The organism is Duganella levis (genome assembly GCF_009857605.1).
GTDB classification, from domain to species: Bacteria; Pseudomonadota; Gammaproteobacteria; order Burkholderiales; family Burkholderiaceae_D; genus Rugamonas; species Rugamonas levis.
On sequence record NZ_WWCT01000021.1, the window covers coordinates 111,083 to 129,393 of the forward strand.

General features: G+C 61.2%; 20 protein-coding genes. 10 read left to right on the plus strand and 10 right to left on the minus strand.

The genetic code is table 11. From position 1 onward, the window contains the following. Positions 1–3 precede the first annotated feature (3 nt). Positions 4–681 carry a ribonuclease HI family protein gene (locus tag GTP69_RS22815; protein WP_308494457.1) on the plus strand — a complete coding sequence of 226 codons (678 nt, stop codon included), beginning with the start codon at positions 4–6 and terminating at the stop codon, positions 679–681. A 31-nt stretch (positions 682–712) separates the two neighbouring features. Next, positions 713–1,453 (plus strand): hypothetical protein, encoded by a 741-nt coding sequence (locus GTP69_RS22820; RefSeq protein WP_161057013.1) that lies wholly within the window; start codon positions 713–715, stop codon positions 1,451–1,453. Between the two features lie 9 nt (positions 1,454–1,462). Here the strand turns inward: GTP69_RS22820 and GTP69_RS22825 are convergent, their stop codons facing one another. From GTP69_RS22825 to GTP69_RS22835, 3 genes are all read right to left on the minus strand, one after another. After that, the gene (locus tag GTP69_RS22825) at positions 1,463–2,980 is read right to left on the minus strand and encodes a prolyl oligopeptidase family serine peptidase (RefSeq protein WP_161057014.1); all 1,518 of its coding nucleotides are present in this window, start codon (positions 2,978–2,980) and stop codon (positions 1,463–1,465) included. A 46-nt stretch (positions 2,981–3,026) separates the two neighbouring features. Beyond that, positions 3,027–4,637, minus strand: coding sequence for a methyl-accepting chemotaxis protein (locus GTP69_RS22830; RefSeq protein WP_161057015.1), 1,611 nt, complete (start codon positions 4,635–4,637; stop codon positions 3,027–3,029). 82 nt (positions 4,638–4,719) lie between these two features. Then, entirely contained in the window at positions 4,720–5,214 is a 495-nt protein-coding gene (locus tag GTP69_RS22835) for a chemotaxis protein CheW (protein ID WP_161057016.1), read from the minus strand. Positions 5,215–5,413: 199 nt separating this feature from the next. On the opposite strand from GTP69_RS22835, the gene GTP69_RS22840 reads away from it, so the two are divergent. The 3 genes from GTP69_RS22840 to GTP69_RS22850 are packed head-to-tail and all read left to right on the plus strand — an operon-like array spanning position 5,414 to position 8,159. Continuing rightward, complete coding sequence (locus GTP69_RS22840; protein ID WP_161057017.1) at positions 5,414–6,073, plus strand: HD domain-containing protein; 660 nt, start codon at positions 5,414–5,416, stop codon at positions 6,071–6,073. Between the two features lie 17 nt (positions 6,074–6,090). After that, positions 6,091–7,350 carry a TCR/Tet family MFS transporter gene (locus GTP69_RS22845; protein ID WP_161057018.1) on the plus strand — a complete coding sequence of 420 codons (1,260 nt, stop codon included), beginning with the start codon at positions 6,091–6,093 and terminating at the stop codon, positions 7,348–7,350. Continuing rightward, complete coding sequence (locus tag GTP69_RS22850; RefSeq protein ID WP_161057019.1) at positions 7,347–8,159, plus strand: substrate-binding periplasmic protein; 813 nt, start codon at positions 7,347–7,349, stop codon at positions 8,157–8,159. Before GTP69_RS22845 ends, GTP69_RS22850 begins: the two co-directional genes overlap by 4 nt. Here the strand turns inward: GTP69_RS22850 and GTP69_RS22855 are convergent. Then, a complete protein-coding gene (locus tag GTP69_RS22855; protein WP_161057020.1) occupies positions 8,156–8,992 on the minus strand; it encodes an alpha/beta hydrolase in 837 nt (278 codons plus the stop codon). The genes GTP69_RS22850 and GTP69_RS22855 overlap by 4 nt on opposite strands. Positions 8,993–9,062: 70 nt before the next feature. Between GTP69_RS22855 and GTP69_RS22860 the strand changes: the two genes are divergently transcribed. Continuing rightward, complete coding sequence (locus GTP69_RS22860) at positions 9,063–9,584, plus strand: DUF2975 domain-containing protein (protein WP_161057021.1); 522 nt, start codon at positions 9,063–9,065, stop codon at positions 9,582–9,584. Further along, positions 9,584–9,823 (plus strand): helix-turn-helix domain-containing protein, encoded by a 240-nt coding sequence (locus GTP69_RS22865; protein WP_161057022.1) that lies wholly within the window; start codon positions 9,584–9,586, stop codon positions 9,821–9,823. Before GTP69_RS22860 ends, GTP69_RS22865 begins: the two co-directional genes overlap by 1 nt. Here GTP69_RS22865 and GTP69_RS22870 read toward each other — a convergent pair. After that, positions 9,807–10,046 (minus strand): CCDC90 family protein, encoded by a 240-nt coding sequence (locus GTP69_RS22870; protein WP_161057023.1) that lies wholly within the window; start codon positions 10,044–10,046, stop codon positions 9,807–9,809. The genes GTP69_RS22865 and GTP69_RS22870 overlap by 17 nt on opposite strands. Before the next feature lie 250 nt (positions 10,047–10,296). Here GTP69_RS22870 and trpS point away from each other — a divergent pair, with 250 nt between their 5' ends. Genes trpS through GTP69_RS22885 form a run of 3 tightly spaced genes read left to right on the plus strand, consistent with a single transcriptional unit; the run spans position 10,297 to position 12,616 of the window. Continuing rightward, complete coding sequence (trpS, locus tag GTP69_RS22875) at positions 10,297–11,361, plus strand: tryptophan--tRNA ligase (RefSeq protein WP_229261107.1); 1,065 nt, start codon at positions 10,297–10,299, stop codon at positions 11,359–11,361. A 53-nt stretch (positions 11,362–11,414) separates the two neighbouring features. Then, positions 11,415–11,645, plus strand: a complete 231-nt coding sequence (locus tag GTP69_RS22880; RefSeq protein WP_371868072.1) for a DUF1294 domain-containing protein — start codon at positions 11,415–11,417, stop codon at positions 11,643–11,645. Positions 11,646–11,656: 11 nt separating this feature from the next. Beyond that, entirely contained in the window at positions 11,657–12,616 is a 960-nt protein-coding gene (locus tag GTP69_RS22885; RefSeq protein ID WP_161057024.1) for a DMT family transporter, read from the plus strand. Here the strand turns inward: GTP69_RS22885 and GTP69_RS22890 are convergent. The 5 genes from GTP69_RS22890 to GTP69_RS22910 form a co-directional block, all read right to left on the minus strand. Then, a complete protein-coding gene (locus GTP69_RS22890) occupies positions 12,613–13,230 on the minus strand; it encodes an LON peptidase substrate-binding domain-containing protein (protein ID WP_110848157.1) in 618 nt (205 codons plus the stop codon). The genes GTP69_RS22885 and GTP69_RS22890 overlap by 4 nt on opposite strands. Positions 13,231–13,264: 34 nt before the next feature. Next, the gene (locus GTP69_RS22895) at positions 13,265–14,410 is read right to left on the minus strand and encodes a metal-dependent hydrolase family protein (RefSeq protein WP_371868074.1); all 1,146 of its coding nucleotides are present in this window, start codon (positions 14,408–14,410) and stop codon (positions 13,265–13,267) included. Positions 14,411–14,623: 213 nt separating this feature from the next. Next, entirely contained in the window at positions 14,624–14,914 is a 291-nt protein-coding gene (locus GTP69_RS22900) for an H-NS histone family protein (protein ID WP_161057026.1), read from the minus strand. Between the two features lie 178 nt (positions 14,915–15,092). After that, positions 15,093–16,007 carry a LysR family transcriptional regulator gene (locus GTP69_RS22905; RefSeq protein ID WP_161057027.1) on the minus strand — a complete coding sequence of 305 codons (915 nt, stop codon included), beginning with the start codon at positions 16,005–16,007 and terminating at the stop codon, positions 15,093–15,095. A gap of 45 nt (positions 16,008–16,052) precedes the next feature. Continuing rightward, positions 16,053–18,251 carry a TonB-dependent receptor plug domain-containing protein gene (locus tag GTP69_RS22910; protein ID WP_161057028.1) on the minus strand — a complete coding sequence of 733 codons (2,199 nt, stop codon included), beginning with the start codon at positions 18,249–18,251 and terminating at the stop codon, positions 16,053–16,055. Between the last annotated feature and the right edge of the window lie 60 nt (positions 18,252–18,311).

Here is an 18,311-nt window from a genome sequence, read left to right on the forward strand (position 1 = left end):
ACTATGGAGTTTGACACGCTGGCCACGGCCGCCTTCAAAGGCGAGCGCGTGGCCGCGCGCCGTTTGGCGGCACGCATGCAGTTGAGTGAGGCGCAGGCCTTGTTGCAGGTGCTGACCCTGGCCGCCGGTGCGCTGGGACTGGCGCACCTTCTCGCCGAGCGCGAAGCCTTGCGCCTGCGTGATGAAGAGCGCCGCCAGTCCAGGCAAGCCGCCAGCGCGCACAAGCTGGCGGTACGCAAAGCGGGCATGCAGCCTTCTGCGGCAGCGTGGCGCGGCTGGTTTGACGGTTCGGCGCATCCGAATCCAGGCCAGATCGGCATTGGCGCCCTACTCTGCGGACCGGATGGCCAGCGCGTGGAAATCAGCCGCCGCGCGGGATATGGCAACAGCAGCGAAGCGGAATATCTGGCGCTGACGGCGTTACTGGAAGCAGCGCGCGACCATGGCGCGCATGGCCTGCTGGTCTACGGCGACAGCCAGGTCGTGGTCAACGACGTGAATCTCGGCGCAGCACGCGGCGCCAAGGGACTGGAAGAGTATCGCGCGCGTGTGGTGTCGCTGATGGCGGCGCTGGGCGAAGTCCAACTACGCTGGATTCCACGTCACCGCAACGGTGCGGCGGATCAACTGTCACAACAAGCGATACCGCGCCGGGATCAGACGCCAGACCTCATCTGGTAAGATAATATTCTTTGGTTGACCTTATTGCACAATGAAATCGCTCCTCTTTTGCACCAGCTTCATCAGCGGCAACGAAGCCTGGGAAACCCGCTATCAACGCTGGCTCGACTATTATCGAGACGTGCCGATCAATGCGGTGAAGAAGATCATGATCGACGATGGTTCGCCTTTCCTGCCGAGCGCCAGCCTCATCAAGACGATTTCGCATACCGCCCCGGTGGCGGCTGAAACAGACGCGCACCTGATTGTCCGCTTCGATAACAACCTGGGCCGCCAAAGCATCAAGGATTATCCGGGCTGGTGGCGCAGTTTTCTGCACTCGATCGAGATCGCCGACGAACTGAGCGTCGACAAAATCATCCATATCGAATCGGACGCGTTCATCCTGAGTCCGCAACTGGTCGATTTTCTGAACGAGGTGCGCGATGGCTGGCACGTCTTGTGGTCGCCGCATAACGATTTTCCGGAGACAGCCATCCAGGTGATTTGCCGCGACCAGTTCGATATTTTCCGGAACTTCAAGCAAAAAAATCCGGCACTGCGCTTCCACGATTTCGCCGAGCGTGTGTTGCCATTCACCGATGTGCACCGCGAATTCAAGGGTGACCGTTACAGCGAATTCAAGCGCAATCGCGGCATCTTCCGATCAAAGAAGTTCAATTTCCTGCCCATCTTCGAATGGGACTTCTTCAACGAGCCAGTGCCGCCGGACGCCGACTTCGCCACCCAGGGCGTGACGCGCCAGAAATTGGCGTACCGGCGCCACGGCTGAGCGGCAAGTTCATCTCAGCACTTTCAGACGGTCGGCGGCGTGACCGTTCTTCGGATCGAGTTCCAGTGATTTCTGGTAGCTGGCGATGGCGGCGGGCTTGTTGTCGAGTGCTTCATAGCCTTCGGCCAGGCTGTCGTGCAGGTTGCTGGCGTTCGGATACAGCGATACGCCGAGTTTGAAAATCTCCACCCCGGCCGCCTGTTTATCGGAGCGCAGCAGTTCGTAGCCCCAGGCGTTGAGGTCGGACTCGGACAACACGAAGGTGCCGTCGCGGCCATGCAGCGCCGTGTAGATCTCCACCGCGTGATCGAAGCCGCGCTTTGCCAGTTCGGTGGCGAAGCCGGCGCGCGTGGCCACCGGACTGGTATCGGCTGCGCGCGGTTCGTACAAGGCCATATGGCGCGGGGCGCCGTTCTGCGTCGGCGAGCGCTGTACGAAGGCCAGGCCGGCCGCGTCGTTCTTCAGATAGGCATCGACAAACGCCAGCATGTAGCGCGCGGTCCAGTAGTAGGCCTGCTCCACTTCCTCGCGGGTGTATTCCTCAAAATGCGACGGCGGCTGGAACCGCAAGGCTTCCGGCGAAAAGTCGACGTGCACCATCGGCTGCATCACCACCTGATACAGCTGCATGTGGCGCGCCGCGTTCAGCAGGCTGAATGAGCTCTCGATACCGCGCTTGTTCAGTTCCGAAATGGTGGCCAGCTTGCGCGAAATGTACAGCCACGGAATCGTCAGGCGCGACACGGGCAGCATCTTGGTCAGATCCGGCTCGCGCGTGCCATCCAGGCTGATGACGGCGGAAATGCGATTGTCGGCGGCTGCCGCAAACAGATTCGTCATGCCACCCCAGCTCCAGCCGGCCGCCGCGATATGGGCGGTATCGGCAAACGGCAGCGCATGTGCGTAAGAGACCAGGAAACTGATGTCGCGCGCCTGCGTTTCGGCGCCTTCGCGATCGACCGTCATCAGGTAGCTGCGCGTGCCCAGATTGCGGCTGACGATTACCACATAGCCATGGCTGGCCAGGTACTCGCCGACATCGGCCGCTTCGTGCGCCGCACTGCCGCCGCCTGGCGCATACACCACCACCGGATATTTACCCGCCAGCGGCGCAGCGTCGCGCACCGCCCACATGCGCTGGGCAAATTTGGCCTTGGCCTGCGTTTCGCCAATGGCCGCAACGGCCGATTTAAGTTGGTTCGCCACGAAGGCGTCCACCTCGGATTTGGCGCGGCCGAAATCAATGTCGGTCGCTTCAGTGCGGATGTAGTCGGAATAAGGAAGGCGCGTGCCGGCGTTGGACGCGGCGGGATACCAGATCAGCGTCTGCACCGGCCGGGCGCGTTCGCCGGTGAACGGCTGGCCGTTGACGACATCGTTTTTCTCGCGATAGCTGCGCGAATAATCGTATTGCTGAACGAGGCGGAAGCCGACGCCGTGCGGCCCCCGTTCAAGATTGGCAAACCCGGTTTCGGCCCGGACCAGCGGCGCCAGGGCCGCCAGTAACACCAACAGAAAATATCGCATCACACTCCCACGCACATAGCCAAAAAGGCAATGTTACGTGAAAAGTTCAGACGCTGCGAGTAATTTGTAGCTGCGGACGGGCCGGACGCGCATGCGACAGGCGCGGCGTGCCATCGACCTTGAATACGCTGACCGCATGCGCCAGCGCGGCGGCCTGCTGCTGCATCGATTCCGCCGCAGCGGCAGCCTGCTCCACCAGTGCCGCGTTCTGCTGCGTCACCGCGTCCATCGAACCGATGGCCTGATTCACCTCGTTGATGCCGGCGCTTTGTTCGCTGCTGGCGGCGGTGATTTCCGAGATCATGTCGCTGACCTTGTGCACGCTGGCGACGATTTCGTCCATCGTCACGCCGGCGTCGGCCACCAGTTTGCTGCCCTGGTTGACCTTCTCCACCGAGTCGCCGATCAGCGCTTTGATTTCCTTGGCGGCCGAAGCGGAACGCTGCGCCAGATTGCGCACTTCCGACGCCACTACCGCAAAACCACGGCCCTGTTCACCGGCGCGCGCCGCTTCCACCGCCGCATTCAGCGCCAGAATATTGGTCTGGAAGGCGATACCGTCGATCACCGCAATGATGTCGACGATCTTGCTGGACGACTGGTTGATCGAATCCATGGTGCCCACTACTTGCGCCACCACGGCGCCGCCCTTCACCGCCACCTGCGCGGCCGATGCGGCCAGCTGGTTGGCCTGACGCGCATTGTCGGCGTTGTGCTTGACGGTGGAGGTCAGTTCTTCCATCGACGACGCGGTTTCTTCCAGCGCGCCGGCCTGTTGTTCGGTGCGGCGCGACAGGTCCTGGTTGCCTTGGGCGATTTCGCTCGACGAGGTGGTGATGTGATCGGTACCGGAGCGCACTTCGGTGACGATGCCCAGCAGGCTGGCGTTCATGTCCTTCAACGCCGTCAGCAACTGGCCGGTTTCGTCCTTGGCGCTATCGTCGATGTGGCCGGTCAGGTCGCCGCTGGCGACGCGGCGCGCTGCCGCTACCGCCTCTTGCAGCGGACGGACGATACCGGTGGTCAGCAGCCAGGCACTGGTGGCGCCGAATGCCAGCACCAGTGCGGCCAATATGAACAGCAAGCGACGGCTGCTGTCGGCGATCTCTTCGATGTGAACTGCCGCCGCGTCAATCTTGGCGCGCTGCATTTTCAGCAGTTCGACGATCAATTCCTGGTACTTGGCCGTGCCAGGCTTGAAAACGTTTTCAAAAATCTTGGTTGCTTCATCCAGTTCGCCGGCGGTTTTCAGCTTGTTGATCTGGTCGCGCGACGACAGGTAGACCTTGCGCTGCTCGCCGATGCGGGTGAACAGGGCTTTTTCATCTTCATCGCTGATCAGCGTTTCGATTTTTTTCTGCAGTTCGCCGGAAGCGGCGGACGAAGCCTTGGACTCTTCGGCGAAGTAGGCGCCCAGCGACTGGTCGCTGCTGCGGGCAATCGCGGTGGTGCGGCGGATGCCGCTGTCGATCTTGCCGGACCAGTCGGAGATCATGCGTTCCTTGGCCAGCGGATTCTGCATCATTTCGCTGGTGGCCGAGGCCACGCCTTGCAGACGCCACACGCTGATGCCGGTGATCAGCACCGCAAACGCCAGGATAATCGTGAAGCCCAACGCCAGGCGTTTGCCGATACTGATATTCGCCAACATATTCATTCTTGCACCTACCTCTCAGAGTAAAACAAAAACAAAAACTACGGGATCAGCATCGGGTCATGCCCGGCGTGATGTGGCCGGCTTATGCCGCCAGCGCGGTGCTCTCGATCAGTCCCATATCGGCGCTGGACATCAGCTTGTCGATATCGACCAGAATCAGCATGCGGTCTTCGATGGTGCCGAGGCCGACGATGTGGTCGGTATTCAGGGCCGAACCGATTTCCGGCGCCGGTTTGATTTGCTCAGGCAGCAGCGTGGTCACGTCCGACACGCGATCCACCACCATGCCCACCACGCGGTGGCCGATGTTGAGAATGATGACCACGGTGAACTGGTCATAGGTCGGGGTGCCCAGGTTGAATTTGATGCGCATATCGACGATCGGCACGATGATGCCGCGCAGATTGACTACGCCCTTGACGAAGCCCGGCGCGTTGGCGATGCGGGTTGGCGTTTCGTAGCTGCGGATCTCGCTTACTTTTTGAATATCAATGCCGTACTCTTCCTGGCCCAGGGTAAAGGCCAGGTACTCGCCGGCGGTCGAGGACGTCGCGTGCAATTCGCTTACGTTAGACATGGGTTTTCCTTCTATGCGATAGTGACTATGCGCAATGTTACCGCAAGTCAAGATCAATAGCACCAAATAAATGCACGCCAGCAACAAAATAAACTTAATGCAATTTTCAGATTGACAATTCGGCTACGGTTTTCTCCTGCACAAGGCGCGCCAAGCCTGTATCATTTACACAAAATCGACGAATCAATCCGGGAGACCGATGAATAGCTTGCTTACTGGTTGGCACCCGCGCCTGGTCGCCCTGGCCGCTGCGGCACAGGGCATGGATGGCGCCCACGACACCAACCATTTGCACCGCGTCTGGCGCAACGCCAGCCTGCTGCTGAACGATTATCCCGAGGCCGACGCACTGGTGGTGCTGGCCGGTTGTTACCTCCATGACCTGGTCAACCTGCCGAAGAACCATCCCGAGCGCCATCTGGCGTCGCGCAAGGCGGCACTGCTGGCCAGCCGCCAGTTGGCCGAACTGGACTTCCCGCCAAATAAACTGGCCGGCGTCGCCCATGCCATCGAGAGCCACAGTTTTTCCGCCGGCATCCGCGCCGAGACCATCGAAGCTAAAATCGTGCAGGACGCCGACCGGCTGGATGCGCTGGGCGCGGTCGGCCTGGCGCGACTGTTCTACACCGCCGGCCGCATGGATTCGGCACTGGCGCATCCGGACGATCCGATGGCGCTGCACCGCGACCTCGATGACAAGGCGTACGCGCTCGATCATATCGACACCAAGCTGGCCACCCTGCCCGGCACCATGCAGACCGCCGCCGGCCGCCGCCTGGCCGACAACCGGCTGAATGAATTGATCGCCTTCCGCGACAGCTTTATCGCCGAATGGGCCGCCAGCCCGGCCGCGCCGTAACCAACAATCACGCATACATGACCACCACTGACACCTCGGCAGCGGCGCCGCTGCCGGTACCGGGCAAGCCGCCGGGTAACCTGAATTTTGTCCTGATCTGCGTTTTCATCGATATGCTGGGCATCGGCCTGATCGTGCCGGTGCTGCCGGTGCTGGTCGGCGAGTTCACCGGCACGCGCGACAACCAGGCTTACTGGTATGGCGTGATGAGCGCGGTGTTCGGCTTGATGCAGTTCCTGTTCATGCCGATGCTGGGCGCGATCAGCGACCGCGTTGGCCGCCGTCCGGTGCTGCTGTATTCCATGGCCGGCATGAGCATCAACTTCCTGACCACGGCCTGGGCGCCCAATCTGGCCTGTTTGTTCATTGGCCGCGTGATCGGCGGCATGTCGTCGGCCAGCATGTCGGTGGCGTCGGCCTATGCATCCGATATTTCGACACCGGACAACCGCGCCAAAAGCTTCGGCAAGATCGGTGCGGCGTTCGGTCTGGGCTTTATTTGCGGGCCGATGCTGGGCGGGCTCCTGGGCACGGTCGACCTGCATCTGCCGTTCTATGTGGCCGGCGCGCTGTCGGCCGCGAATCTGGTGTATGGCTATCTGATGGTGCCGGAATCGCTGCCGGCGGCCCGCCGCGCGCCGTTCAAGCTATCCAAGATCAATCCGCTGGCGACGCTGGCCAAGCTGGCGCGCCGCACCGACATCCGCGGCCTGGTGGTCACCTACACGCTGGTGACGCTGGCGGCGATGATGCTGCAAACCACGTGGGTGCTGTACACCACCTTCCGCTTCAACTGGACGCCGGGCCAGAATGGCGCCGCACTGTTCTGCGTCGGCCTGACGGCGGCCGTGGTGCAGGCCGGCCTGCTCGGCCTTCTGATCAAGCGCTTCGGCGAGGTGCGGCTGGCGCAACTGGGCATGGTCTCGGGCACGGTCACTTATCTGCTGTATGGCCTGGCCACACAGGGCTGGATGATGTATGTGCTGATCGTCTGTAATGTACTGTCGTTTGCGATTGGCCCGGCCCTGCAAAGCATCGTCTCCAAGCACACGCCGGCCGACGAGCAAGGCGAGTTAATGGGATCGCTGCAATCGATCAGCAGCGTGGGCGTGATCATCATGCCGCTGCTGGGTTCCGCGATCCTGGGGGAAGTCAGTCACCTGCCAGCCGGCGACTGGCGCGTCGGCAGCACCTTCTATCTGTGCGCCGCCATGCAGGCGATGGCGGTGTTGGTGGCGCAGCGCTACTTCGGCAAGCACAAGGCGGAGGAAGCATGAAGCTGCGCTTATTGTTGGCGGCGTGCGCCGTCAGCCTGACACTTGCCTCACACAGTGCCGGCGCCACCGGCTGTTCGCGCGAAATCTCGATGCCGGTATCGGCCAACGGCGCCAGCGTGATCATCGACGGCACGCATGTGAAAGGCATTTATCCGGATCTGCTGCGCAGTATCGGTCCGAAGATCGGTTGCCGCTTCGTGTTCACCGTGGTGCCGCGTGCGCGCCAGGTGGCGATGTTCAAGAACGGCACGGCGGACGTGCTGGCGCCGGCCTCGCGCACACAGGATCGCGACCAGGTGGGCACCTTCATCCCGATGATCAATCACCGGCCGATGCTGATTTCGGTGAACGCCGGCCGCGCGCCGATCAGCAGTTTGCAGGATCTGCTGGCGCGGCGCGAATTGCGCGTGGCCGTGGTGCGCGGCTTTGATTATGGCGACAAGTATTCGACGCTGCTCACCGAACTGCAAAAGCAGGGTCGCCTGTTCGTGGAGGTCGACGTGATTGCGGTGGCGCGCCTGCTGCACGCCGGCTCGGCCGACGTCACCATCATGGGACCGACGCTGATGGCCGGCGCGATCCGCCGTGAACAACGCGTGCACGGCCTACAGGAGCGGCTGAAGATGGAGACCATTCCGGAGCTGCCATGGAGCCAGAGCGGTGCTTATCTCTCCAACGCGCTCAAGCCGGAAGACCACGCCATTTTGCGCGAGGCGCTGGAGAAGGCCGGCAAATCCAATCATGTGATGGAAGGCTACCTGCACTACTTCCGTCCAGAGCTTCTGACCGACAGCGTGCGTCCGCGTTAAGGTGCTGCCAGCCGGCCAATGAATTCGCAGTAGGCCGGCTGCACCATCGCATTGGTCAGCACATCGTTATGGCCGGCGCCCGGCACCAGCAGCAGCCGTTTGGAGGATGACGGCAGCGCCGCGTACACCTGCTTCGCCAGGCGCGGCGGCGTGGTGTTATCCGCCTCCCCTTCCAGCACCAGCGCCGGTCCGGCGTAGCCCGATGCCGCCGCCACGTTGTCGATATCCTGCAATTCCGGGCTGATCTCCAGTCGCACGAACGGCCATGCATACCATGGCAGCATGGCGTTGCCCCAGTCGCGCGCGTTGGTGGTGGTCGATTCCAGTATCAGGCCACGCGCGGCGGGACGCTGCTGCGCCACGTAGGCGGCGACGAAGCTGCCGAGCGATTGCCCATGCAGCACCACCTGGCCCGGATGCCGCGTATTGGCGTCGTCGAAGATCCGCAGCGCGTCGCTCTTCAGCGTGGCGATGGTCGGCACGCCCTTGCTGCGGCCGTAGCCGCGATAGTCAAAGATAGTGACGTCAGCGCCGCATGGGGCAATCGCGCCCAGCACCTCCGCGCCGTGCTGGTCGAGATGGAAGCTGTTGCCGCCGAAGTACAGCACCGTCAGCGCGTTGCCGGGACGGGTGGCCGAGACGCCGTGCAGTTCCGCATCCGCAGCCGGCAGCGAGACTTTATCGAGCTGCCAGGCTGGTGCGCTGGCGCTGTCGAGTACGCGCGACGGCGGCGCATCGCCGGGCTTGTCGGCGCGCAGGATATTGCGCTCCCCGACCTGCATCGCACATCCGGACAAGATCAATACGATTACCGCCAGCCACGCATGCCTCATTTCCCGCTCCTGTTTTTAAATGTACAATTCAATATACAACAACAAAAACTTACTGTAAAACGATAAATTTATGAAAATCTCACTGATCCGCACTTTCCTGTGGCTGTGTGTTGCCGTGCAGGCGGCGTTTTTTGTCTTTGCGTGGACTACGTTTGCGCCGGCGATTGGCAGCATGACCATCGAGATTACGGCGGAAGGCGTCAGCACGGCGGCCAAGCTGGCGATGTCGTCGTCGCAGCGGGCGTTGGGTGCGGCGCTGGCCGCCGTGCCGCTGCTGGTGATGGGCTATGGCTTGTGGCGGCTGGACCGGCTGCTGCTGAATTTTCGCCGTCAGGATTTGTTCACGGCGCAATCGGTCGGCCACCTGCGCGCCTTTGCCGGCGCCACGCTGGCGTCAACGCTGCTGACGATTGCCGAACCGCTGGTGCGGACGCTGGCGTTCTGGTTGATGGCGGGTGGCGACCGGCATATGTCGGTGGGCGTGCGGTCGGAGCAGATCATTCTGCTGCTGGTGTGCGGACTGTTTTATCTGGTCACGCGGCTGATGCAGGAAGGCAGCCGGCTGGCGGCGGAGAACGAGGCGTTCATCTGATGGCTATTGTGATTAATCTGGACCTGATGCTGGCCAAGCGCAAGGTCAAGTCACGTGAGCTGGCGGCGTATGTGGGCATTACGGAGCAAAACCTGTCGCTGCTCAAATCCGGCAAAGTCAAAGGCATACGCTTTTCCACGCTGGAGAAAATCTGCGAACGGCTGGACTGCCAGCCAGGCGACATCCTGGAGCGCACGCCGGAGCCGGACAACGACGATGCAGCTAGTGCAGAAGTTTGAACAGCACCGCTGTCACACCGGACTGCAACAGCAACGAAGTGAACATATAGCTCACCATCTTTAACTCAAATTTGGCAAATGCCAGTTCCAGATCGTGTTTGGTCACCAACTGGCTTTCGATCAGCTGGTACAGCGCCGAGGCGAGCGCCTTGGCCTGTCTTTCTGAGAAGCCACTTTCGACTAGCGTGTCCATAAAAGCCACGGTATCAAAATTATTCGACATGTTGTTCTCCTTTTTCGGTTTAGACCGCCTTCCGCGCAAAAGAGTTCCGAACTTGACAGACCGCCACCAAACTGCAACCATACGGCCATGATTTTTTATGCCCCGCCTCACACCCGCACGTATTGGCGCCGCTCCTAGCGAGCGCGGCCACTGTACAACCATAGTGATGTGATATTTTTATCAACGCCGCCCTAGTCTGGTGGCGTTTTTGTATCCGCTCACCAGACCGGGGCAACGTAAAGGAACCCTGATGAGTCTGCCTGAACTGCCACAAACCGACGCCGCCGAAGTCTCTGCGGTCGCCACCGCACCCAAGGGTCCGCAAATCATCCTGACCGGCGATCGTCCGACCGGTCCGCTGCACCTCGGCCACTTCGTCGGCAGCCTGCGTAACCGCGTGGAATACCAGCACCAATTCAAGCAATTCATCATGCTGGCCGACTCGCAGGCGCTGACCGACAATATGGACGACACCAACAAGGTGCACCGCAACGTGGTCGAAGTGGCGCTGGACTACCTGGCAGTCGGCATCGACCCGGCCAAGTCGACCATCCTGATCCAGTCGCAGATTCCGGAACTGGCCGAGCTGACCTTCTATTACCTGAACATGGTCACTGTGGCGCGTCTGGAGCGCAATCCGACCGTCAAAACCGAAATCGCCCTGCGCGGCTTCGAGCGCGACATTCCGGCCGGCTTCCTGACCTACCCTGCTTCGCAGGCCGCCGACATCTCGGCATTCAAAGCCACGCTGGTGCCGGTCGGCGAAGACCAGATTCCGATGATCGAACAAACCAACGAAATCGTGCGCCGCTTCAACCGCATCGTCAATAAAGACATCCTGGTCGAGTGCAAGGCGCTGGTGCCGGACATCGGCCGCCTGCCTGGCATCGATGGCAAAGCCAAGATGAGTAAGTCGCTGGGCAACACCATCAACCTGGGCGCCACCGCCGCCGAGATCACCGCCGCCGTGAAAAAGGTCTACACCGACCCGCTGCACCTGCGCGTGGAAGATCCAGGCCACCTGGAAGGCAACGTCGCCTTCATCTACCTGGACGCCTTTGATCCGGAAAAAGACAAGCTGGAAGAAATGAAAGCCCACTACGTGCGCGGCGGCCTGGGCGATTCGATCGTCAAGAAACGCCTGGAAGTGGTGCTGCAGGAGATGCTGGCGCCGATCCGCGCCCGTCGCGAAGAGCTGGAAAAAGACAAGGGCTACATCATGCAGCTGCTGAAGGAAGGCACCATGCAAGCCCGCGAAGTAGCCGCCAAAACCGCCGACGAAGTCAAGGCCGCGCTCGGCCTGAGCTACTTCTGAACGCGCCGGCGCTGAACTGGCTGTGGCTGGCGTCGTTGTATGGCGCCGCCAGCGTGGCCTGTTTCATCGCTTACGCCATCGACAAATCGGCGGCCATTCACCAGCGCCGCCGCATTCCCGAACGCACGTTGCTGTTGCTGGGCCTGGGCTGCGGCTGGCCGGGCGGCCTGCTGGCGCAGCGCTGGCTGCGGCATAAGACAGTCAAGACTTCTTTCCAGGTCGCCTACTGGGGCAGCGTCGTGCTGAACGTTGCCGCCGTGGGCTGGCTTTGCACTCTCAACTAAGGAATCCAACGATGCTGCAAGGCGTGTTGTGTGGTTTGCTGGCGGGCGCCATGTGGGGCATGGTGTTTGTTGCGCCGGAGTTCCTGCGCGCGTTCACGCCGCTGGAAATGGCGTGCGGCCGCTACATCTGCTACGGACTGATCGCCGCCGCCGTGATGTCGACGCGGCTGCCGAAGCTGCTGCGCCGGCTGGACCGCAGCGACATCATCGCCATGATCAAGCATGCGCTGGCCGGCAATATCGTCTATTACATGCTGCTTGCGCTGGGCGTCAAGCTGGCCGGCGTTGCGGCGACGTCGCTGATCATCGGCGTACTGCCGATCTCGGTCACGCTGGTGGGCCACAAGGACCACGGCTCGGTGCCGCTCAAGCAGCTGACCTTGCCGCTGCTGCTGGTAGCGGCCGGCATCGCCTGCATCAATATCGATGTCTTCACGCATGATGTCGGCAATGGCCTGCCGCTGAGCAGCAAGCTGCTGGGTGTATTGTGCGCGGCCGTCGCGCTGGCGTGCTGGACCTGGTACTCCGTCGATAATGCCCGCTACCTGAAGCGCAACCCGCATTTCAGCAGCGGCGAATGGTCGGCTCTGTATGGGGTGTCCAGCGGACTGATCGCATTGGTGATTGCGCTGGTGGGCCTGGTGTTTTTCCATGGCGACGTGACCGGCGCCGGCGCGGTGGCCAGCGGGCGTGACTGGGGACTGTTCTGGATCGTCAGCGCGGTGATTGCGCTGGGGGCGTCGGCCATCGGCAACCATTTGTGGAATATCGCCAGCCGCAAGGTGCCGCTGACCCTGTCCGGCCAGTTGATTCTGTTTGAAACGCTGTTCGCGCTGCTGTACGGGTTTATCTACAAGCAGCAGCTGCCACGCGGGCTGGAGATTGCCGCCATGGTGCTGCTGATCGCGGGCGTGATGTGGTCGGTGCGCATCCATGCGCTGGACGATGCCAGCGAGGCGCATGCCGGTTAATTGTCCAGCAGACCGTTCTCGCTCAGCACGTCCTGCACCAGTTCCAGCCGCAGCACCGGATTTTCCTGTAGCAGCAGGCGCTGCTTTTCTTCCAGGTCCAGCCGCAGCAGCTCGCACCAGCGGTTGGCGACCCAGCCGGCTTCGTCCAGACGGTACGGCGGCGCCAGCGACATATTGGCGGTGGAAATCTGTTTCTTTTGCAGAGAGCGGATCAGGGCGCCGAGCGCGTTGGCCACGTCCTGCTGTTCGCTAGGAATCGGCACCACCATATCTTCGGCTACTTCTTCCACTTCGGCCATCCACAGGCCGTGCTTCAGTTGCTCAGCAGATTTAACCTGGAAGCGTGTGGTGCCGATGCAGGAAATCTGCAACAGTCCCGGTAGTGGCGCAGCCCAATCGAGGATGCGCGCCATGGTGCCGCAGGCGGACAAGGTCTCGTGCTGTTCCGGCAAACGCACCTCGCTGCCATCCAGCAGCGAGACCACACCGAACTCCTCGCCCTTGGCGATGCAGCGCTTGACCAGGTCCAGATAACGCACTTCAAACACCTGCAAGGGCAAATGCCCGTCAGGAAACAGGATGGTCTTCAGCGGAAACAATGGAATAGATGGCATTTCGCAATCATCTCACGAAATGGCTGGCCTCGGCTCATTGCCGACGGAAAATCATTCCGCCTTTCATGACAAAGCGCACCTTGCGCAGCGCGGCGATATCCTGGGTCGGATCGCCCTCCACCGCCACCAGATCGGCCAGATAGCCGGCGCTGATCTGGCCCAGCGTGGCAGACTGGTCCAGCACGGCCGCGTTGACCACCGTGGCGGCGCGCAAGGCTTCGACCGGCGTCATGCCCAGCCGCACCAGCCATTCCAGTTCACGCGCGTTGTCGCCGTGTGCAAACACGCCGACATCGCTGCCGTTGCCGATGGTGACGCCCTGCTGGCGCGCCAACGCAAAGGCGCGCGCGGCCGCCTGCATGGATGGCGTCGAAGGACCGCCACGCTGGTATTTCTGGAAGTATTCGCTGGTGGCTTCCGGCGCGGTCAGCGTGGGGAAATATGCGACGTGGCGTTCGGCCATCAGCTTGAAAGTGGCGGCGCTGCCACCATAACCGTGCTCGATGGTATCGACCCCGGCCAGTGTGGCGCGGCGCATGCCTTCGTCGGTGCTGGCGTGGGCCGCCACCTTGCGGCCGGACTCATGCGCGGTTGCCACCAGCGCGTTCAGCTCGGCCTGGGTGAACGTGGCGTGGGAACTGCCGTCGGCGCCGGTGCGGTAGTCGGCGTAGACCTTGATCCAGTCGGCGCCGCGCGCACCCTGCTCGCGCACAGCTTTGACGACTTCATCCACACCGCTGGCTTCCTGCGCGCCTTTCGGCAAATCGACATCGTCTCGATAACTGCGCGGCGACGGTCCGTAACTGCCGCTGGCGACAATCGCCCGGGTGGCGATAAATAAGCGCGGGCCGGGAATCACGCCATCATTAATCGCTTTTTTAATGGCGACATCGGCATACAGCGCGCCTTCGGTGCCGAGATCGCGCAAGGTGGTGAATCCGGCTTGTAATGTTGCGGCGGCGTGGCGGCTGGCCAACAAAGTACGGTATTCGACCGATTCCTTTAAGACCTGATCGTCCCACGAGGTTTCGTTATATGGATGCAGCAGCACGTGCGAGTGCAAATCCATTAAACCGGGGATCAGCGTGGTGTCTGGCAAGTTGATACGCTCGGCGCCGGCCGGTATTTTGATTGTTTCTATCGAACCGACTGCTGCAATCTTGCTATCGGTGATAAGCACGGCCCAATTGGCGTGCGCCGCTCCGTCACTGGTCCACACCCGCGCGGGCGTTAACAAGGTATCGGCCGCTTGTGAGACAGGCGAGAATAGCGCTATTAAGACGGAGAATAAGACGGTGAGACGGCTACGCTTCATGGAGTGCGCCCGAAAAAGAAAAAAGCTGGTACAGGGTTTATGCGATATAAACCCCTGCTACCAGCTTTTGCTGAAGAATTACTTAATCAGATAATCATCTTTGTTCTTGCCTTCCAACCATTTTGGCGCGCGGCCACGGCCGGTCCAGGTCTGACCGGTAGCGTCGTCACGGTACTTGGTCGGTACAGGAGCGCGTGGTTTCGAGACCTTGGCCTTGGCGGTAGCGCCCAGGTCAGCGATGGTCAGGCCGTAATCGCGCATGATGGTGGCGATTTGTTCTTTTGCTTTGGTAATTTCGTCCTTGCGGGCGCTCTCAGCCAGATTTTCCAGTTCAGCGATCTTGGCTTTGTATTCCTGGTAAGTCGTCATCTTATTTCCTTGTTATCGATGGGGCAGTTTTAAAAAACCACAAGTGACAATGTGTGAGATTTGATAGGCGCAATTTACCATAACTTTGCTGAGATATTCCAGATATATCCAAACAAATACCAATATAGCTATAAAAAAGGATATTTTCCACAACTGTTTGGGGAATATAAATGTCGCGTCATTCACACAGTGGCCGCAACTGTATCCCATCCGCCACCACTTTACGGATTAAATTGGCCAGCCGGCAGGTGCCGGGACCGGCTAATTCAGGATTGGCTACTACCAGTGATAAGGACAATTTACGCCGCTGGCCGACGCGTAATGGCAAAGGCTTGAGCAAGCCCTGCTCCAGTTGTTGTTTGATCTTATGCTCGGCCAGCCAGCCAAAGCCGATGCCATTACAAATCATTTCCATCCGCGTGTGCGGACTGGTAACACTCCAGCGCTGATTGGCGTTTAGCCATCCGTGATCGCGTGGATTCAAGGTGCCGGAATCGCGCACCACGATTTGCAGATTGCGGCTTAAATCATCAAGTTCCAGTTCCCGCCCCAGCACATGCAATGGATGGCAGGGATGGGCGACCGCGACAAACTCGATGTCCATCAGCGCATCACCGAGGAAGCCGGATGGGATGCGGCTGACGATGGCCATGTCGACGCGCTTTTCCACCAGCGCGTCCTCGGAGCCGGACAGCACGGTCTCCTCCAGGTTGACCTGCGTATGCCTTGCCCACGGCTCAAACTCGCGCAGCACCTTGACCAGCAGTTCGACCGGAAACAGACTATCAACCGCGATACTGACTTGCGGTTCCCAGCCGTCGGCCAGGCTGCCGGCGAGTTGTTCTAGTTGAAAAGCGTCGCCCAGCAGTTCGCGGGCTTTGTTGAGGAGCGCCTCGCCGTTGCGGGTCAGGCGCGCGCGCCGGCCGTCGATTTCCAGCAACTCAACGCCCAGCTGCTCTTGCAGCTTGGCCACCATATAGCTGACCGAGGACTGGCTGCGGTGCAACGCCTCGGCCGCCTGCGCGTAGCCGCCGCATTCCACGATGGCTTGCAGGACCTGCCACTGCTCAAGCGTACTCTTGGGTATCTTCACGAGGGCATTCCACGGCGAATAGATTCACCGTGGAATCATAGCACCTCAGAAGCGCGTTTCGACCGTCACACGCAGCGTGGTTTCGCCGTTGGCCACGGTGGTTCGGTTGAGGCTGCCGTTGCTGTCGCTGTACAGGCTTTCGGTGGTGTAGTCCTGCGCCAACAGATTGGAGACGGCGACGCGCAGATTGTTTTGCGTATCCAGCTTCCACAGCGCGTACACGTCGAGATCGCGCCGCACCGAGGTGTAGCCACCCTGTGTGCCGCTCAGGCGTGCCAGGCCGCCATTGCGGAAGCTGAAACTGCTGCCGGTGCTGAGCTGGCCATCCGGCGTCTTGTAGTCGACGCCCAGCGTGGCGCTGAGCGGCACTTGCTGGTCGAGACGGTTGTCCGGGCCAGGCACGACTTCCACCCGCGACCAGTTGCGGCTGACGCTGGCGCGCAAGTCCAGCTTGGGCGCGTGATCCATCAGCGCACTGACCGGGAATTTGGCTTCCAGCTCGATACCACGGGTCTCGGCGCGGCCGTCGTTGATGGCGTTCGACACCCAGCGCTGGTCCTGGTAGAACAAACCCTGGTGGGTGTAGTTCTCGATGCGGCGCACCGAGGCGCTGGCGCTCAGCAGACCACCCTCGCCCCAGTAATGTTCAAACGACGCATCCAGGCCCAGCGCCAGCTCCGGCTTGAGGTTGGGATTGCCGCGACGATCCGGCTCGGTCGGGCTGTTGTTGGTCGAGGTGAATTTGCGCGGAATCAGCGCGGCGGTGCTGGGCGCCTTGTAGGTGCGGGTCAGCGCCAGACGCAGCTGGTCCTTCTTGTTCGGCAACTTGATCAGCGTCTGCATCAGCGGGCTCAGCACGCTGGAGCGGTTCTGCACCGGGTCGATGCTGCCACCGTCGGCGCGGGTGTCCAGGCCTTCCCAGCGGACGCCGGTGTATATCGACCACAGCGGCGTGATGTTCCACTCATCCTGGCCGAACAGCGCCAGCCGCGTGACCTTGGCGGTAAAGCCCTCGTCGCTGTTGATCGGCGTGGCGCCCGGCAAGTCGGCGTCGCGCTGGATGCGGGTATCGTCGCGCTGCGTGACGCCGGCGTCCCAGCCCAGCGACAGCGCGTGTTCAACTGCGTCCGGCTCGCCTTCGGCCGGCTTGCCGAAGGTGAACGGTGTCGAATACTTGCCCTGGGTGCTGAAGCCTTGCTCCGAGCTATCCGAATGCACGTTACGCACCAGCGTGGCCGGGCCGCCGTTGTTACCGCCGATTTGCAGCGAATCAGCGGTATTGCGGGCGTCGCTGATGGCGGCTTTCAGATCCAGCTTGGCGCCCTCTTCCAGCTTGTGCACCCAGTTCAGGTCGGTGCGGCCGAAGCCGCTGTGATTGCTGTAAGTGCTGTCGATGCGATCATAGTCCGGGCCTGCGCCAAAGGCGGTTTCGGTGCGGCTGTGGCTGGTGCTGGCGAAGCGGTTCCAGTTCAGGAACGATTGCGAGGTCAGCGTATCGCCACCATCCAGATTCCAGTTGATGCGCGGCGACAGATTGAAGCCGTCGCCGTGGCCGGCGTCCTGCCAGGTGGAGGCGCGCGACACGTTCGGAACACCGTTGGCGTCGTTGCCGGTTTCCAGCGTCGGCGTGGTGCGGTCGTACATGAAGCGCCAGGCATTGCCGCCGAAGGAATACGAGGTGGAATCCTTCTTGTCCGACATTTGCAGGCTGATCGCGGGCGAGCTGGAGTGGCTGCTCTTGGCCTCGGTGAACTTGACTTCGTGCTGGGCCGGCTTGAGCGCCTTCTTCAGCACAATATTGATGGTGCCGGCGATCGACTGCGTGCTGAACTCGGCGCTGGCGGCGCGCAGCACTTCAATGCGCTCGATCACATCTGGCGCCAGGCTGTCGATGGCAAAGCCGGCCGGTGCGCGTTCGCCGTTGATCAGGATTTGCGTGTAGCCGGCGCCAAGGCCGCGCATGCGGATTTCGCCACCGCTGCGACCGGCCGCGCCGCCGATGGTAATGCCGGGCAAGCGCTTCAGCACATCGTTGACCGAGGTATCGCCGTACTTCTGGATTTCCTCGGCGTTGACGACGGTCTTGCTAGCGGTATCATCGCGCCGCGCATCATATTTGGCGGCGGAGCCCTTGACCTCCACCTTCTGCATCTCCTCCTGCTTGGGCTGTTCATCCTCGGCGTGGGCGGAGGCAATGCACAGGGTAAATACAGCAGCGGCGATCTGAGTCAAACGGGTAGACATAATGCGTATCGAGCAAATGTAAAGGTATCGAAATTATGCCTTGATTCAATAAAAATGTTC

Coding starts and splice junctions, on each gene's coding strand:
- GTP69_RS22815 (WP_308494457.1), top strand. CDS start 4: ATGGAGTTTGACACGCTGGCCACGGCCGCCTTCAAAGGCGAGCGCGTG.
- GTP69_RS22820 (WP_161057013.1), top strand. CDS start 713: ATGAAATCGCTCCTCTTTTGCACCAGCTTCATCAGCGGCAACGAAGCC.
- GTP69_RS22825 (WP_161057014.1), bottom strand. CDS start 2,980: ATGCGATATTTTCTGTTGGTGTTACTGGCGGCCCTGGCGCCGCTGGTC.
- GTP69_RS22830 (WP_161057015.1), bottom strand. CDS start 4,637: ATGAATATGTTGGCGAATATCAGTATCGGCAAACGCCTGGCGTTGGGC.
- GTP69_RS22835 (WP_161057016.1), bottom strand. CDS start 5,214: ATGTCTAACGTAAGCGAATTGCACGCGACGTCCTCGACCGCCGGCGAG.
- GTP69_RS22840 (WP_161057017.1), top strand. CDS start 5,414: ATGAATAGCTTGCTTACTGGTTGGCACCCGCGCCTGGTCGCCCTGGCC.
- GTP69_RS22845 (WP_161057018.1), top strand. CDS start 6,091: ATGACCACCACTGACACCTCGGCAGCGGCGCCGCTGCCGGTACCGGGC.
- GTP69_RS22850 (WP_161057019.1), top strand. CDS start 7,347: ATGAAGCTGCGCTTATTGTTGGCGGCGTGCGCCGTCAGCCTGACACTT.
- GTP69_RS22855 (WP_161057020.1), bottom strand. CDS start 8,992: ATGAGGCATGCGTGGCTGGCGGTAATCGTATTGATCTTGTCCGGATGT.
- GTP69_RS22860 (WP_161057021.1), top strand. CDS start 9,063: ATGAAAATCTCACTGATCCGCACTTTCCTGTGGCTGTGTGTTGCCGTG.
- GTP69_RS22865 (WP_161057022.1), top strand. CDS start 9,584: ATGGCTATTGTGATTAATCTGGACCTGATGCTGGCCAAGCGCAAGGTC.
- GTP69_RS22870 (WP_161057023.1), bottom strand. CDS start 10,046: ATGTCGAATAATTTTGATACCGTGGCTTTTATGGACACGCTAGTCGAA.
- trpS (WP_229261107.1), top strand. CDS start 10,297: ATGAGTCTGCCTGAACTGCCACAAACCGACGCCGCCGAAGTCTCTGCG.
- GTP69_RS22885 (WP_161057024.1), top strand. CDS start 11,657: ATGCTGCAAGGCGTGTTGTGTGGTTTGCTGGCGGGCGCCATGTGGGGC.
- GTP69_RS22890 (WP_110848157.1), bottom strand. CDS start 13,230: ATGCCATCTATTCCATTGTTTCCGCTGAAGACCATCCTGTTTCCTGAC.
- GTP69_RS22900 (WP_161057026.1), bottom strand. CDS start 14,914: ATGACGACTTACCAGGAATACAAAGCCAAGATCGCTGAACTGGAAAAT.
- GTP69_RS22910 (WP_161057028.1), bottom strand. CDS start 18,251: ATGTCTACCCGTTTGACTCAGATCGCCGCTGCTGTATTTACCCTGTGC.